This is a genomic window from Candidatus Woesearchaeota archaeon (assembly GCA_027858315.1).
Taxonomy (GTDB): Archaea; Nanobdellota; Nanobdellia; order Woesearchaeales; family UBA583; genus UBA583.
Genome location: JAQICV010000080.1, coordinates 1 through 14,900, shown reverse-complemented (window position 1 = coordinate 14,900; position 14,900 = coordinate 1). Strand labels below are relative to the sequence as shown.

Annotated in this window: 18 protein-coding genes and 1 tRNA gene; 14 read left to right on the top strand and 5 right to left on the bottom strand. The window is 26.1% G+C overall.

Going from position 1 to position 14,900, the window contains the following annotated elements; genetic code table 11:
• The 8 genes from PF569_07960 to PF569_07925 form a co-directional block, all read left to right on the top strand.
• A partial coding sequence (locus PF569_07960) for a hypothetical protein (GenBank protein ID MDA3856165.1) occupies positions 1–1,274 on the top strand: 1,274 nt, incomplete at its 5' end.
• Positions 1,246–1,866 (top strand): hypothetical protein, encoded by a 621-nt coding sequence (locus PF569_07955; GenBank protein ID MDA3856164.1) that lies wholly within the window; start codon positions 1,246–1,248, stop codon positions 1,864–1,866. The genes PF569_07960 and PF569_07955, both read left to right, overlap by 29 nt.
• A complete protein-coding gene (locus tag PF569_07950) occupies positions 1,863–2,225 on the top strand; it encodes a signal peptidase I (GenBank protein ID MDA3856163.1) in 363 nt (120 codons plus the stop codon). The genes PF569_07955 and PF569_07950 overlap by 4 nt, the downstream gene beginning before the upstream one ends.
• A gap of 56 nt (positions 2,226–2,281) precedes the next feature.
• Positions 2,282–2,800, top strand: a complete 519-nt coding sequence (locus PF569_07945) for a hypothetical protein (protein MDA3856162.1) — start codon at positions 2,282–2,284, stop codon at positions 2,798–2,800.
• 56 nt (positions 2,801–2,856) lie between these two features.
• The gene (locus PF569_07940; GenBank protein MDA3856161.1) at positions 2,857–5,319 is read left to right on the top strand and encodes a CDC48 family AAA ATPase; all 2,463 of its coding nucleotides are present in this window, start codon (positions 2,857–2,859) and stop codon (positions 5,317–5,319) included.
• A gap of 112 nt (positions 5,320–5,431) precedes the next feature.
• Positions 5,432–5,725 carry a hypothetical protein gene (locus PF569_07935; GenBank protein ID MDA3856160.1) on the top strand — a complete coding sequence of 98 codons (294 nt, stop codon included), beginning with the start codon at positions 5,432–5,434 and terminating at the stop codon, positions 5,723–5,725.
• Positions 5,726–5,727: 2 nt separating this feature from the next.
• Positions 5,728–6,201, top strand: a complete 474-nt coding sequence (locus PF569_07930; GenBank protein MDA3856159.1) for a hypothetical protein — start codon at positions 5,728–5,730, stop codon at positions 6,199–6,201.
• A 35-nt stretch (positions 6,202–6,236) separates the two neighbouring features.
• Positions 6,237–6,398: a hypothetical protein gene (locus tag PF569_07925; GenBank protein ID MDA3856158.1), complete on the top strand. Its 162-nt coding sequence runs from the start codon at positions 6,237–6,239 to the stop codon at positions 6,396–6,398.
• Positions 6,399–6,400: 2 nt separating this feature from the next.
• On the opposite strand, the gene PF569_07920 is transcribed toward PF569_07925, so the two are convergent.
• From PF569_07920 to PF569_07910, 3 genes are all read right to left on the bottom strand, one after another.
• On the bottom strand, positions 6,401–6,580 hold the full coding sequence (locus PF569_07920; GenBank protein ID MDA3856157.1) for a hypothetical protein: 180 nt from the start codon (positions 6,578–6,580) through the stop codon (positions 6,401–6,403).
• An 85-nt stretch (positions 6,581–6,665) separates the two neighbouring features.
• The gene (locus PF569_07915) at positions 6,666–6,986 is read right to left on the bottom strand and encodes a hypothetical protein (protein MDA3856156.1); all 321 of its coding nucleotides are present in this window, start codon (positions 6,984–6,986) and stop codon (positions 6,666–6,668) included.
• 51 nt (positions 6,987–7,037) lie between these two features.
• The gene (locus PF569_07910; protein MDA3856155.1) at positions 7,038–8,144 is read right to left on the bottom strand and encodes a hypothetical protein; all 1,107 of its coding nucleotides are present in this window, start codon (positions 8,142–8,144) and stop codon (positions 7,038–7,040) included.
• Between the two features lie 124 nt (positions 8,145–8,268).
• Between PF569_07910 and PF569_07905 the strand changes: the two genes are divergently transcribed.
• Together PF569_07905 and PF569_07900 are read left to right on the top strand one after the other, a co-directional pair.
• A tRNA-Leu gene (locus PF569_07905) sits at positions 8,269–8,352 on the top strand.
• A 421-nt stretch (positions 8,353–8,773) separates the two neighbouring features.
• Positions 8,774–9,106 carry a hypothetical protein gene (locus PF569_07900; GenBank protein MDA3856154.1) on the top strand — a complete coding sequence of 111 codons (333 nt, stop codon included), beginning with the start codon at positions 8,774–8,776 and terminating at the stop codon, positions 9,104–9,106.
• On the opposite strand, the gene PF569_07895 is transcribed toward PF569_07900, so the two are convergent.
• Positions 9,103–10,035 carry an Lrp/AsnC family transcriptional regulator gene (locus PF569_07895; GenBank protein MDA3856153.1) on the bottom strand — a complete coding sequence of 311 codons (933 nt, stop codon included), beginning with the start codon at positions 10,033–10,035 and terminating at the stop codon, positions 9,103–9,105. The two genes, PF569_07900 and PF569_07895, sit on opposite strands and share 4 nt — an antisense overlap.
• Positions 10,036–10,129: 94 nt before the next feature.
• Between PF569_07895 and PF569_07890 the strand changes: the two genes are divergently transcribed.
• The 4 genes from PF569_07890 to PF569_07875 are packed head-to-tail and all read left to right on the top strand — an operon-like array spanning position 10,130 to position 14,330.
• Complete coding sequence (locus PF569_07890; GenBank protein ID MDA3856152.1) at positions 10,130–11,260, top strand: asparagine--tRNA ligase; 1,131 nt, start codon at positions 10,130–10,132, stop codon at positions 11,258–11,260.
• 6 nt (positions 11,261–11,266) lie between these two features.
• Positions 11,267–12,103, top strand: a complete 837-nt coding sequence (locus PF569_07885; protein MDA3856151.1) for a methyltransferase domain-containing protein — start codon at positions 11,267–11,269, stop codon at positions 12,101–12,103.
• Positions 12,104–12,130: 27 nt separating this feature from the next.
• Positions 12,131–13,261: a hypothetical protein gene (locus tag PF569_07880; GenBank protein MDA3856150.1), complete on the top strand. Its 1,131-nt coding sequence runs from the start codon at positions 12,131–12,133 to the stop codon at positions 13,259–13,261.
• Positions 13,262–13,304: 43 nt separating this feature from the next.
• Complete coding sequence (locus tag PF569_07875; protein ID MDA3856149.1) at positions 13,305–14,330, top strand: LD-carboxypeptidase; 1,026 nt, start codon at positions 13,305–13,307, stop codon at positions 14,328–14,330.
• On the opposite strand, the gene PF569_07870 is transcribed toward PF569_07875, so the two are convergent.
• Positions 14,316–14,738 (bottom strand): HIT family protein, encoded by a 423-nt coding sequence (locus PF569_07870; GenBank protein ID MDA3856148.1) that lies wholly within the window; start codon positions 14,736–14,738, stop codon positions 14,316–14,318. The genes PF569_07875 and PF569_07870 overlap by 15 nt on opposite strands.
• Between the last annotated feature and the right edge of the window lie 162 nt (positions 14,739–14,900).

Below are 14,900 nucleotides of genomic sequence, written 5' to 3'. Positions count from 1 at the left end.
ATGCTGGGACAATTTGTGCTGCTGGCACATTTCTAAATGGTGATGGTAGTTGTGATACAATTAGTTCGTATTCTACAGGTCACTGTACTATTGATGCGAATTGTAATAGTGGGAATTGGATTCTTGAGGGTTCAATGAGTGGGGGTGTTGCTTATTATGACTGTTATAGAGGACATTGTCAATATCATCCAGCTCATACAAGTTCAACTCCATATTTATTCTCAGGTGTAAATAATGATTATTATATTGAGAATGATGTATTATCTACATATTTTGATCAATATTATGAGAATGCAAGAACATGGTATGAGGAAGATTCAGGTGATAAGAAAGTTTATAGTTTAACTGATTATTATGAGATGAAATTAAAACCAACAGTTTATGATGAAGGAGTTAAATTACTATTAAAAGAAATTGAACCTGAGGAATCTCACATTGATGAAGTTAAATTATTAAGAACAGTTTATGATGAAAATGCAGAATTAATCATTGATCATGAATCAAACAGTATTAAAGTTGTTGAAGAAGAATTAATTGCTAATTTAGTATCTTGTGAGTATAGAGATGAAGATTGTTACAATAGTATTTCAAAAACTGATGTTAATGCTTTGTCTGGTGAGATTGGTGATGAAATTGAACTTAAATTTAATATTTCAGAATTAAAAGATAAAGAAGTTTATTTAGTAGTTAATAGTTGGGGTCATGAAAGCATGCAATTACAATTAGAACCTCTAAAAGCATATTCTCTAAGTTTAATTACTACTCTGTTTGATTTAGATAATTCCGGTAATTATAAAACTCTACGAGATATTCATCCAAGAGAGATTGAAGCTAATCATTATTTATATGTTGGAGATATTATTAATGATGTTGAAGGCGAGATTTTAGGTATGAAATTATTATGGACACAAAGACATAATTTAGATTCAATTAGAATGATGGTTGTTGAAGAGAAACCTTTCATTCAAGAAGAATTATCTTTAATTGGTGCTGAGCATGATAAAGATGGTAATGTATTGTTTAATTTAATAAATAGTGATCAGATGTATGCTCACACAGTTAGAGGAGATGAAATTGAGATGCTATTTAGCAAACCTAAATTAGAATTGGGAGATGGTCAAAAGGAAACTTTCGTATTTGTATCTTCAGGTTTCTATCATGGTCTAAGAACTTATTTATATCCAAATGTGAATCCTAAAAGTGATTTCCTACCTGAAATTGAAGCTTATGTAAAAAAATTAAAAGATGAACAACTCTACAAAAAAGAAGAGTAAAATTCTTCTTCTTCTTTCTTTATCCTTAATAATTCTATTACTATTAATTAATTTATTATTTCTATATTCAAATTACAAAGAAATTACTAATCAAAAAGTAATTTATCAAGATTCAAATGAGTTACAATATACAATAATTAAAGGAGAAAATGAATACAAATTAATTATTGGTGATTTAGTTGGTATTAATCCTAAATCTTATAATTATGTATCTGACTTAAGTAATTTTAAAGAAGACTCATTAATATTAATTCCAGGTTTTAAAAGTGATTTAGAACTAAATAAAAATAATTTTTTAGATATAATTTCAAACAAAAATCAAGTAATTATTGCAGATAATTTTTGTACTCAAAACTGGGAAGAACTAAAAGAAAAAGAAATTTATAAAAACACATTTCTTAGTCCTGGAAGTTTTTGTTTGAGTGAAGTTGAATCTCAAAAAATAGATTTTCTAATTAAAAAATATCAAGTAGAAGAAGTTAAACTATATTATGACTCAGAACTTTACCTAGAATTCATAAACAATTTTTTAGTATATTTAAATGAATCAAATCTAACTTACAAATTAATAAATGTAGGAGAATTAAAATGAAAATAAATTATAAATACTTAACTATAATCGAAATTCAAATCATTCTAATTTTCTTTCTTTCAATATTTACTATTTTAAATTCTGCAACTCCTATTTTCATTATTCAATCAGACTCTATGCTTCCAAGTATTGAAGTGGGAGATATAGTAATTATTAAAAATTATGAATTTGAAGACCTTAATCTATACTTAAATAAAACTATTGCATTCTATAATCCTATTGATAATAGAATAATTGTTCATAGAGTAATTAAGATTAATGAAAATAATATATATACTAAAGGTGATAATACTTTATTTATTGATGAATACACATTAAGAAAAGAAAATATTTTAGGAATTATTATTTCAATAATTTAATTTTAAAACTATCAGTAATAACACATATTTATATATAAAATACTTCATCAAATAATATGCATAAAGACAAACACAGACTTAATTTGAAATTTATTCTAATTTTAGGTTCAATTATATTATTAATTGGACTATTTAGTGTCATGTTTAATCCTAATCACAATTCCTATAATTCTCAAATAAAAGAACCTACAGCCGAAAATGAAGTATTAAATCAACCTATTAAAGAAAATATAGTTGAAAATGAAGAAATCTTAGCCCCTAATAATCAAAATAATAAAAAATATCTAGGTGATATTCATTTTATGATAGGTTTAGGAGAAGAAGATAAATTAGTTATTTCAATAAATAAAAAGGAGGTCTTTAACTCAAATTCTAATGAAGAAAATGGTGTTTTTCAAAAACAGATTTTTGATTCAACTTATGTTGGAGAAAATAATATTGATATAACTTATGAAGATAAAAATGATGGGCAACCTTTAGTATTATTCATCATTAAAGATGGCTCAGAAACTATTTATAATTGGGAACCAACAGATTCTCAAGGATTAGAAAATTTCAAATTAAATATTGAATAATTATTCTAATTTCTCATCATAAACTTTATAAACCCAAAATGTATTATTAAAGTATGATGACTGAAGTTAAATTAAAGGTGGCAGAAGCACACCAAGATGATGTAAATAAAGGAATTGTTAGGATAGATAGTTCTTTTATGAGATCAATAGGTGTATCAACTGGAGGAGTTGTATGCATTGAAGGAGAAAGAAAGACACTAGCAATAGTTGATAGGGCATATCCTTCAGACTTAGGTCTTGAAATAATAAGGATGGATGGAACCTTAAGAAAAAACGCTAAAGTAAGTGTTGGTGAGCAAATAACGATTTCTAAAGTTGAAGTAAAAGAGGCAACAAAAGTAGTTTTAGTACCACTTCAAGAAATGGTAATTCATCCAACAACTTTACCTAGTTTAAAAAAGGGACTTTATAGAAAACCTGTTGTTGAAGGTGACATAATTACTATTGCTGGTTCATCACCTGATAAACGAGGCGCATCATTTTCTTCAAATAATCCTTTTGCTATTGATTTATTTAACGCTATTGAAAGAGATTTTTTAGGTTTTAATTTAAGTTCTATGAAATTTAAAGTTCAAACTTCAAAACCTGAAGGTTTTTTAGTTATAGGACCTAACACAGTAATTGAAATATCTTCGAAAAGTTTAGATGAAGATGAAGCAAATGACATATCTTATGAAGACATAGGAGGTTTAAAATCTCAACTTGCAAAAGTAAGAGAATTAGTTGAATTACCTTTAAAACATCCTGAAATTTTTGCAAGATTAGGAATTGATGCTCCTAAAGGTATTTTATTGTATGGACCACCAGGAACGGGAAAAACTTTATTAGCAAGAGCAATTGCAAATGAAACTGAGGCAAATTTTTATTCAATCTCTGCTCCAGAAATCGTAAATAAATACTATGGTGAATCAGAAAAGAAATTAAGAGAATTATTTGAAAAAGCAGAAAAAGACTCACCTTCAATCATCTTTATTGATGAAATCGATGCAATCGCAGCTAAAAGAGATGAAGTTCAAGGAGAAACTGAAAAAAGAATTGTTGCTCAACTTCTAACTGTGATGGATGGACTAAAAAAGAATAAAAAAATCATAGTAATTGCTGCAACAAATAGGCCTGATGCATTAGATGGAGCGCTAAGAAGACCAGGTAGATTTGATAGAGAATTGGAGATTGGAGTTCCAAAAAAAGATGACAGGTATGAAATTTTAAAAATTCACACTAGAGGAATGCCACTAGAATTACCTTCAGATTTTAAAACATATGAAGCCTCAATTAAATCTTTTATGAAAAAATATGAAGAAGAAAATAAAGATACAAAAGTTGAATTTGATATTGATGAAATTAAAGCTGCATTCAAAAAGAGTAAATATGAAGGATTGGAAAAATTGCCTGGAGAAGTAGTACAAAAAGCAAGGAGAAAAGCTTCAGAAAAAGTATTAAATATGTTGGCTGACACAACTCATGGTTTTGTAGGTGCAGATTTAGAAGCACTAGTGAAAGAAGCAGCATTTAATGTTTTAAGAAGAACTTTTCCTAAGATGGACTTCAAAGATACAGGAGCAATCTCGCCAGAAGTTTTAAGTAAATTAGAAATAAAAGATGATGATTTCAGGGAAGCTCTAAAATCTGTAAGACCTTCTGCAATGAGGGAGTTTTTAGTTGAAGTACCTAATGTTAAATGGGAGGAAATAGGTGGACTTCAAAATATTAAAGATTCTTTAACTGAAATGGTTGAATGGCCTTTATCAAATCCTGCAGCCTTCAAAAGATTAGGAATTAAAGCGCCAAAAGGAATCCTATTATATGGTCCTCCTGGAACAGGAAAAACATTATTAGCAAAAGCTGTTGCAACTGAGACTTCATGTAATTTCATTTATGTTAAAGGACCTGAGATTATCAATAAATATGTTGGAGAATCTGAGAAGATGATTAGAAAACTATTTGAGAAAGCAAGGCAAAATTCACCAAGTATTCTATTCTTTGACGAATTTGATGCAATCTCTGCTACAAGATTAGGTGGAGAGAGAGGAAAATCCTCTGATAGTGTTGTAACTCAAATACTAACTGAGATGGATGGTGTTGAAGATTTAATCGATGTAAAAGTAATTGCTGCAACAAATAGACCAGGTTTAATCGATCCTGCATTATTAAGACCAGGTCGATTTGACAAATTAGTACTAGTTGATGTTCCAGACATTGATGCAAGAAAAAAAATATTAGAAATTCATGTTAAAAATACTCCTGTTGAAAACTCCAAAGAAGTAATAGAGTATTTATCCAAAAAAACTGATGGTTATGTTGGTGCAGATTTAGAAGCAGTAGTAAGAGAAGCAGGATTAATTGCTCTAAGAAGAAATATTGATACCGAAAATATAACTAAAGATGATTTTGAAAAAGCATTAGATATAATTAAAGCAAGTATTAATCCCGAATTATTAAAACATTATCAAGAAATTGAAAAGGATATGAAAAATCCAAAACGAGAATTAGAAAGTCTATCAATGTCAAGTTACATGTAATACAAATATTATAAATATTACATATTTTTTTATTTATTACTTTGCAAATACTTTATTAATTATAATGTGATGATTAATAATTATAAAATAAAACAACTATTATTTAATAAAAATGTGGCCATTTAAGAAAAAACAAGCTCAAGAAGACCCAAATAAAGAAGCTTATAAAAATTTTCAAAATCAAGTAATGGGTACAAATCCTACGCAAAATAATCAATACACTCAATCAGTCCAATCTCAACCCCAAACTCAATCTCAACCTATAAATCAAGAAATCCCAATCCAAACTCAAACAATAAATGAAGAAAAAAATATCTATATACAAAAAGATCAAAATGGATATGCAATAATTTTCTATGTAGTTTTATTAATAATCTTCATAGTTTATTTTATATTTTTAAAATAAAAATGAATAAATTACCAAAATCCAAATATGATGAACACGGAAGACCAATAAAGAAAAGTTTCTTTCCAGAGATTAAATTAGAGAGTAAATACTCTAATCTAGATAATTCCTATTCTTCAAAAAGATATATCAAAGAAGATAGTAGTGTTGAAAACTACAAATCTTCTCTTTCTCAAAAATATAATATATTGGAACAGAAATTCAAAAAAGAGCATCCACAATTAGACCAATATGGAAATGAATTCAAACCAATAAACCCTGAACTTTTAATATATTATTTAATCTTACTCCCTGCTTTCATATTAGTAGGTCTTGGTTTCTTAATAGGATTAGGAGTATTAATGAAAACTTCAAACAAAATTGGAACTAAAGAATTTTTATTATATAAACCAATAAGACAAATGGCAATGTTTATAGTGGTTTATCAATTAATTGTTATGAGTATTTTTGGAGTAGTTTTATTCTCAAGTTTTTAAATTAAATTTATAAATTATATCTTACTCTATTTTTTATGGCTGAAATATTTTTTAACGATAAAGAAAACAATTATACACTACAAGAAGAAATTGAAGGAGTAAAATCAATAAAAAAAATTCCAATGAAATTCAAACTTGAAGACTCAACATCTAAATATAGAAAAGAAATATTACAAAAAGAACTACTTAATAAATAATTTTATTTCTCTTTTAATATAAAATAAGTCTTTGAGATTGAATTATTAACAAAACCATATCCTTGATCCTCTGGTCCAATATGTGAATAATCAAAAAATATAGGTTCTGGATTGAATTTCCTTATTGACTCTTCTAGTCTTTCAGTCTTTGGCTGATAATAAGTTATTTCCTTATTTTTCAAACTATTAGAATTGAAAACTTCGACTAAATTCTTATTAAAATTAAATAATGAATTTCTTTCTTGTATAGTTAAGTTAATAATTTGATTAACTTCTAATGGTGTATATTTTTTTCAGGCTTTTATCAATTCTTAATTTGGAATTATCGACCATTCTTTTAAAAAAAGTAGTAACATCCTTAAAAAAGATAGAATGATTTGAACCATATTCTTTTATATTTTTTATATATAGAGTAGATAATTCATTTTGTGGTATTTGATAATTTAAAATTATTAATCCAAGCTTTGTACCATTATTTTGTGCATAAAATCTATTTTCATCATTAGTATATTTTAAATCATATTGACTAGATTTAAGTTCATCATTAATAAAATTCAGCATCTCATCAAATTTTCTTTTTGATTTCATTTTATATATGTAGTATTTATAAATTTATAAGCTTATTTGATAAGATTAAGATTACTTCTTACTCTTCATTATTTTTAAAAATTCTTTATAATTGGCATTAGTCTTAATACCTAGCCCATTATTATGTGGCCGAGAAACTTCAAAGTTCTTCTCTTGCAATCTCTCTATCATCTCATTAAAACTCAATTGTGATTCAAACTTATACGCTTTCTGAAATTTATGAGGATTATAATAACCAACCATCTCAATCTCATTCTTCATCTTATCTAAAAATTTTAAAATCTCAGCATTATCCTCAATTAAATCTGATGAAGCAATAAGTTGGTCTAAAAAGTCTTTATCATGTAATTTTCCGACATAGGTTTTACCAAAAGATTTCTTTGTTTCTAAATCTAAAACTTTTGTTTCTTGAGTCTCTCTATCCCACTCCAACCATTTTAAATTTTTAATAGATTCGAGCGACCTCTCTCTTGACTCTTCAACCTTGAAAAAAATTTTGTAATAATGTTTATACGAATATGAAACTAAAGGAATTAGATTTTTATCATACTTTGCAGCTTGAATCTGACAATGCGCGATAAGATTTCTAAGGCCTACTTCTTCAAGATAATAAGTTTTCTCTACCTTAGTATTGTATCTTCTCATTGTAGTCTTAGGATAAGTACCACAAAGAGCAGCTGTATCAGTAGCTGTAACGCTAAGAATTCCTTTGTGCTTAGTCTTTTGACAGGCAAGGTCTAAAAATGGAACTGGAGACCCAAAGGGGTCAATCTCGATAAAATCATAATAATCTTCCAATATTGTCATTAAAGCATTCTGGTGTTTCAATTCAACCTTCTTAAGCGACACTTTATTGTCTTTGAAATTCCTCTTAATATTTTTAATTGCAGTCTTTGAAATATCTCCTAGAACAAGCTTTGAGAACTTATCTGGAATAGTCTTCATAAATCTAATCTCTCTAATACCTGAAGCTGCCATAGGGTCACAAAATTTAATAGGTTTATTAAAATAAGAATCAATAACTAAAAGCGAGATATCTCTATTAAGTTTCATCTCTGGATTGAAAAAAACCGTAAGTTCTTTAGATATTTTAGAACCATAAGATTTGATAATAACATTCTCCTCTTTAGAAAAATTATTTTTGTTTTGTACTAACATATTATTTATTACTTATATCTCATTTATAAAAATACTTATAGGTAACATCTTTTGAAGAAAAACTTTATAAAGGATTCGAAGTTTATTTTTACTATAGCTTGGCGCTTAATACTTTCTTTTTAATGTCGGGATTGCCAAGTCTGGTCAAAGGCGCAGGACTTAAGATCCTGTCACACTGTGTTCGTGGGTTCGAATCCCATTCCCGACACTCTTTCAAACTCTTCTTATAACGATACTATGCCCTATTTTAAAGGCAATTTAAACTTTTTTGAAGAAAATTCTATAAAATTGCAAAATATGCTAAAAAGTATATACTTTATTCTAAAAAGTAGTACTTTAAAATTTGAAGACGAAAATACGATTTTAGGGTTGGAAGGTTTTAATCAAGCTTTAGTATATAAGGATTGTTATTTAGAAAAAGTTTTATTCAACGATTGAGTCAAGTCCTAAATAAGTTAAGATGTCTTTAAATGTCATAGTATATTAAAAAATAATTTGATTATAAATATTTGTAAATTTATTTAAATTAAGTCAATAATGTGAATAGCATTTAGTTATGTAAGAAAATATTGTTTTAATAAAAAGATATATAAGTTAGTAATTATTTTTAGATTTATCTATTATTAAATATGGTTTATAATTTATATGCTTTTGAAGGTCAAATTAAATGTAAGATTAGGACATATTATCAACCTTTAAATGAAGTAGTTTTGTCTATGGAAGATTTTTCATCACTTAACCAATCTGCAAAATTACAATATACTCTTATCGAGGGTGAGGGATATATAGAGTATTTAGGTGATATTTTTGATGGTCATCAAAATTTTTTTAAAGATAAAGTTGCAAGAGTTAATTTTGAAAAAGATGGAAGATTGGTATTGATTATGAATAAGCATTTGTACTTAAAAGATCCTTCAGTATTTTCCGAATTTTTATCAAGAAATGATGAGAAAGAAAATTAATTTTTTAAATTAGGGTCTTCTAATTTATGTATCTTTAGTATTTCATAGATTTCATAATTATTTATTTTTCCAATGATTCTTTCAATTTCATTTACAAAATCTCTGACTTCTGTTGTATTCTTAGAAACAAAATCAATAATTATTTTAGAATCAAAAACTCTTGAAATAAATACTATATTTTCGAAATGGAGTAATTTTTTTATTGGATCGATATCTTGATATATTTCAAATTCTATTTGAAACCATTTATAATCTAGTTTTAAATAGTTAATAAAACCTCCATAACCTAATATTATTTCTTTTTTTTCTAGTTCTTTAATTAAATATTTTACTGAATTTGCTGATAAGTTTAGTAAGTTACCTAATTCTGTTAATTTGAATCTTCCTTCTGAAGAAATAATTTTTAATAGTTCATCTTCTTTTTTTCTTAATATCAAACTTTCTTGTCTAGTTTTATGTATTTTAATTACCTTTCTATCATTTGAATTAAAATTATAGGAGAAATAGTAGTTTTCTTTAATAAATATAGTATCAATTTTTTTTATATTATTTGAAGATAATTTTGTAATTTCTGAAACCAGATCTTCAACAATTTTAAAATTTTTATATATTACTGCAATTGATAAATCATATTTATGAAAAGTTTCTGCAACCCAAACTACTGATTTTTTTTTAGTTAATTCTAAAACAATATTATTAATTTCACTTAGATTTATTTTTTCAAATTTAATATGTATGTGTACATTTTTTTTCCCCAAGTTGAAATAATTAGTAATAGTGTAAGGTGAAATATATTGATCTTTTATTAAATAATTAATTCGATTTAATAGTGATTGTTTAGATATTGGCAAATTTCCAGTAAAATCTTTCAATTTAGCTTTAGAATTGATAGATAATTGATGAATTATTGATTTATTTATTTTATCCATATTACTAAAATGAGAAAAAACTTTATTAAATTTGCGTTTTTTCAAGAAATTTCGAGTTAATATATAAATAGTTTGAAGTCAATAGTATGTTATCATGGTAAAACCATATAAAACTAATGGGAAAAAACTCGATTATGTTGGGAACAAGATTTTTGATTCAATCCCTGATGTATTGAATAAGATTTATTCAATTAAGGAATTTGAAGAAAGAGTAAATTCATTTGTCAAAGATAAATACTGGGAGAATATTTCGAAGATAAATCATAGAATATTTCAATCATCAAATGAATTTTTTGTAAATATTGGTTCATTATTTACAATTTTACCTCTTACCACTAGAATGATATCCTCTCCAGGTGCTGTTTATGGTAAGGAAGCCATAGATTATACTACTGATACTTGTCCTATAACATTAAAATGGTTTGAATCTCAAAAGGTTGCTTTTCTTTCAGAATCATCTCAAATATATTTAGAGTTATCTCTTTTACAAAATAATGTTGATCAAGTATATTCAATATATAATTCATTTAGAAAAGAAGAATCTGATGCAACTCATCTTTCTGAGTTTCATCATATTGAATATGAAGGACATGTTAGTCAAGTTCAAAATCAAAAAACTGCATTTGATTTAATTAAAAAGATTATTCAAGATCTTTTAGAGTATAATTTGAAAGATTTAGAAGTTTTTTTATCTGATGATGATATTAAAGAATTAAATGATATGGCTAATAAAGAAAATATGAAAATAATTACATTTAAAGAAGCTTTAAATTCTTTGTATGAAGATACAAGAGATAAAAAATATAAAGAATTTACTCTTAAACACTTTGGTTCTTGGGAGGAAGTAAGAATTACTGAAATTTATGGTTCTCTTGTTGGTATTCGTGAATTTCCTTTATTAGAAGTGCCATTTTATCATGCATTAGTAGATGATTCAAATCCTAAAGTTGCAGATTGTTTAGATATTATTTGGCCAGGTTATAGGGAAATTTTAGGCAGTGGCCATAGAGTTAGAAATATTGAAGAACTTGAAGAGAAATCCAAAATTTTTAATTTGCCAAGAGAAGACTATAAACCGTATTTACAGTCAAGACAATTTGATAAATACAAAACTTCTTCAGGATTTGGACTAGGATGGGAAAGATTAGTTCAGGGTGTACTAAAAATGCCATTTATATGGACTGCAAGCCAATTTCCAAGAGTTGATAAAACTTTAAAACCTTAAATAAAAATGGAACAAATAGATATAAATAATTTAAAATCAGAAGATATTAAGAAGATGAACTATAATGAGTTAATCAGTGTAGTAAAGGAAACAAATAGACCTCCTGGAGGCGTTACTTCTTTAATTGAGGTTGCGAAAAATACTTTTATGAACAAAGATACTAAAGTATTGGAAGTTGGTACAAGTACAGGATTTACTGCTCTTGAATTAGCAAGGTTAGTAGGTTGTAATATTACTGCAATTGATATTAACGAGTTATCAATTGATGAATGTAAAGAAAGAGCAAAAAAATTAGAGCTTGAAAATATTGATTTTAAAGTTGGAAATGCTGAAAAATTAGATTTTCCCGATAATAGTTTTGACATAGTTTTTTGTGGTAATGTTACTTCAATAGTAAATGATAGGGAAAAAGCATTAGCAGAGTATAGTAGAGTTTTGAAAAATGGTGGATATTTAATTGCTATCCCAATGTATTATATTAAGGAGCCTTCAAATCAATTAGTTTCTGATGTTTCTGATGCAATTAGAGTGAATATTAAAGTTCATGATAAAAATTATTGGAATAATATGTTTGAAAGTGATAACTTAGAAATTTTAAAAGAAATTGATTATAAATTTGATTATATTCAAGATGATAAAATTAATGATTTTGTGAAGAAAATTCTTTCTAGAGATCATTTAAGCATATTAACTTCAGATGCTAGAGAAACTTTAAATTCTACATATACAAACTATATAAAATTATTTAGAGAAAATTTATCTCATATGGGTTATAGTATTTTAATATTAAGAAAATCTAATTTATTATTAGATGAAGAACTATTCACAGGTAGTAAACTTTAAATAGTTTAAAATTTTTAATATTATAAAATGAAACTTTCCAACTTACCACATTCAAGTAATTTAAAAGTACCTAAGGATTTTAAAACTAAAAATACCTCTGATTTGATAGAAAATTTCATATTTTCATTTTATAAAGAACCCGGATTACCTTATCATTCTCCTATCGGAGAAATGATCTTTTCAAGAATAAGAGATATTATAGTTGAAGAGCATTTAAGATTTGGTGCATCAAAAATAAAAATTCCTGGATTTATGAGAAGAGGGGTATTAGATAATGGAGAACCAATTGCAGAAACTTTCGCAAAAAAATTTATTATGCTCCCACAACCAATGAATAATTATATGGTTATGACTACTCCAGAAATGGAAGTTTTAGATTATTTGAATCAGTGTGAGTATTCATATAGAAATTTACCTATAAAGCTTTTTTATATGAATCAAATTTTGAGGCCAATAAAAAAACCAAAAGGAACTCTTAAAAGTAGAGAATTTGAAGTTGCAATGATGTTATCATTAGATAATAATAGGGAAGATTTAGGTAAAAGTTTACAAGAGTATGAATTAATTAGTGAAAATATTTTTGATAGGTTGAAAATTCCAATAAGAAAGGTATTAAATTTAAATTTTGATTTAGAATATTTTTATGAAGCATCTGAAGGGGATAATTTAGAGTTAGGTGATAATGAAAGAGTAAAAGCTTTAAGTTTATCTATGGGTTATGAATATAAACCTAAAGATGGTTTAGTTAAAGTAAGGTCTAGAGAAAATAATAAAATAAGACCTAAAATATTAACATATGGACTTGGTATTGAGAGGTGTTTTTATTGTGCTTTAGATTCAGCTAGAGATGATTTAGGATTTTCTTTCCCAGAACAAATTAGACCATTTGAACTTGCAATTATTAGTTTAGATTCAAAAGATAAATTGGAATTAGAACTAGGAGATAAAATTTATCAACAGTTGAAAAAAACTAATTCTAAAGTATATCTTGATAATAGATGTGGAATTTCGAAAAAAGAAAAATATTCTCTTACAGAATTTTTAGGTGTTCCAAATAAAATTTCATTATTAGGAAATAAAATTTCAGTAAGTAATAGAGAAAATACATTTGTAACTTCTTTTAATAGTTTAGAAGATTTAATGAATCATTTACAGTAATATGAAAAAGTATTTAAATTAATTTCTTTGTAAATAAAGTAAAATGATAAAACCGAAAAAATTAAACTTAGGTGATACAATTGGAATTATTGCGCCATCAGGTGGTTTGAGCGCAATATTCCCTCATAGATTAGATACAGCAATTAAAAATTTAGAACAATTAGGTTTTAAAGTAAAATTATTTCCTACTATGACTAAATTTATAGATGGTAAAGCTGGGACAAAAAATGAAAGAATTTTAGATTTACAAGATGCTTTTTTAGACAAAGAAGTAAAAGCAATATTTGCAGCTATAGGAGGAATTTGTATAAATGAGATATTAGAAAGTATTGATTATGAAATCATAAAACAAAATCCTAAAATTTTTGTAGGATATTCAGATAATACATTATTAAATTATGCATTTTACAAAAAAGCAGAATTAATTTCATTTTATGGACCTTGCGTAATTTCTGAATTAGCTGAATTTCCAAAAATTTTGAATTACACTGAAGAATATCTTATAAAATCAATTACATCAGAGATTCCTATTGGTGAGATTAAACCTTCTTTAGAATATACTGATGAACTTTTAGATTGGTCTCAAAAATTAGATTTAACTAGACCAAGAGATATGATTAATAATGAAGGACATATTTGGTTAAAAAATGGCTTTGCTGAAGGAGAATTAATTGGAGGTTGTCTACATTCTATATTACAATTAAAAGGAACAAATTTTGATTTAAATTATAGTGGGAAAATTTTGTTTTTTGAAATACCTGAAGGACAGGAATTTGGCAAAGCAGAACCATTATCTTATGTTGAGTCTCAAATTGTTGATTTAAGAAATATAGGAGTATTTGATAAAATTTCAGGATTGATTGTTGGAAGAGCTTTTAGATATAATACAGAAGAGAAAAGCAAATTTAAAGAATTAATATTAGATCATTTAGAAGAGTTTAATTTTCCAATTTTGTTTGGCTCTGACATAGGTCATTCTGATCCTATGTTAACTATACCTTTTGGTGTTAAAGCAAGAATTGATTCTAAGAAAAAGATATTTGAAGTTATTGAATCAGGAGTAAAATAATCCTTTTATTTTTTTGTGATTTGCGCATAATCTTTCATGATTATTTAGATCTTGATTAAATTTTATGATTGTCTTATCGTTTTTATTTCTTGGTAGTATGTGCATATGATAGTGAAATACATCTTGTTGTGCATCTTTTCCATTTGATTGTATTATATTTACATTATCAATGTTTAGTTCTTCTTTGTATTTTGTAGCTATTTTTTTTGTTACTGAAATTAATTTTTGTAGTAATATCTCCTCGATATCAAAAATATCTTCAGAATGCTTTTTTGGGATTACTAATGTATGAAAGTCATTACCAATAGAAATATCAAAAAAAGCCATAATATCTTCATCTTCATATACTTTATAAGATGGAATTTCCCCGGATACTATTTTACAGAATATACATTCATCTTTATTCATATATAAGTTAATACTTATTAAATTTATAAATATAACTAATTTTTGGCTTCATCCGATTGAGTATAAACAACAACTAATTATCTATTTTTATCTAAAAATTTATTTTTTGAATAAAAAATCTAAATTGAAAATTTAGAATAAAAGAAATATTCTTATGCATAT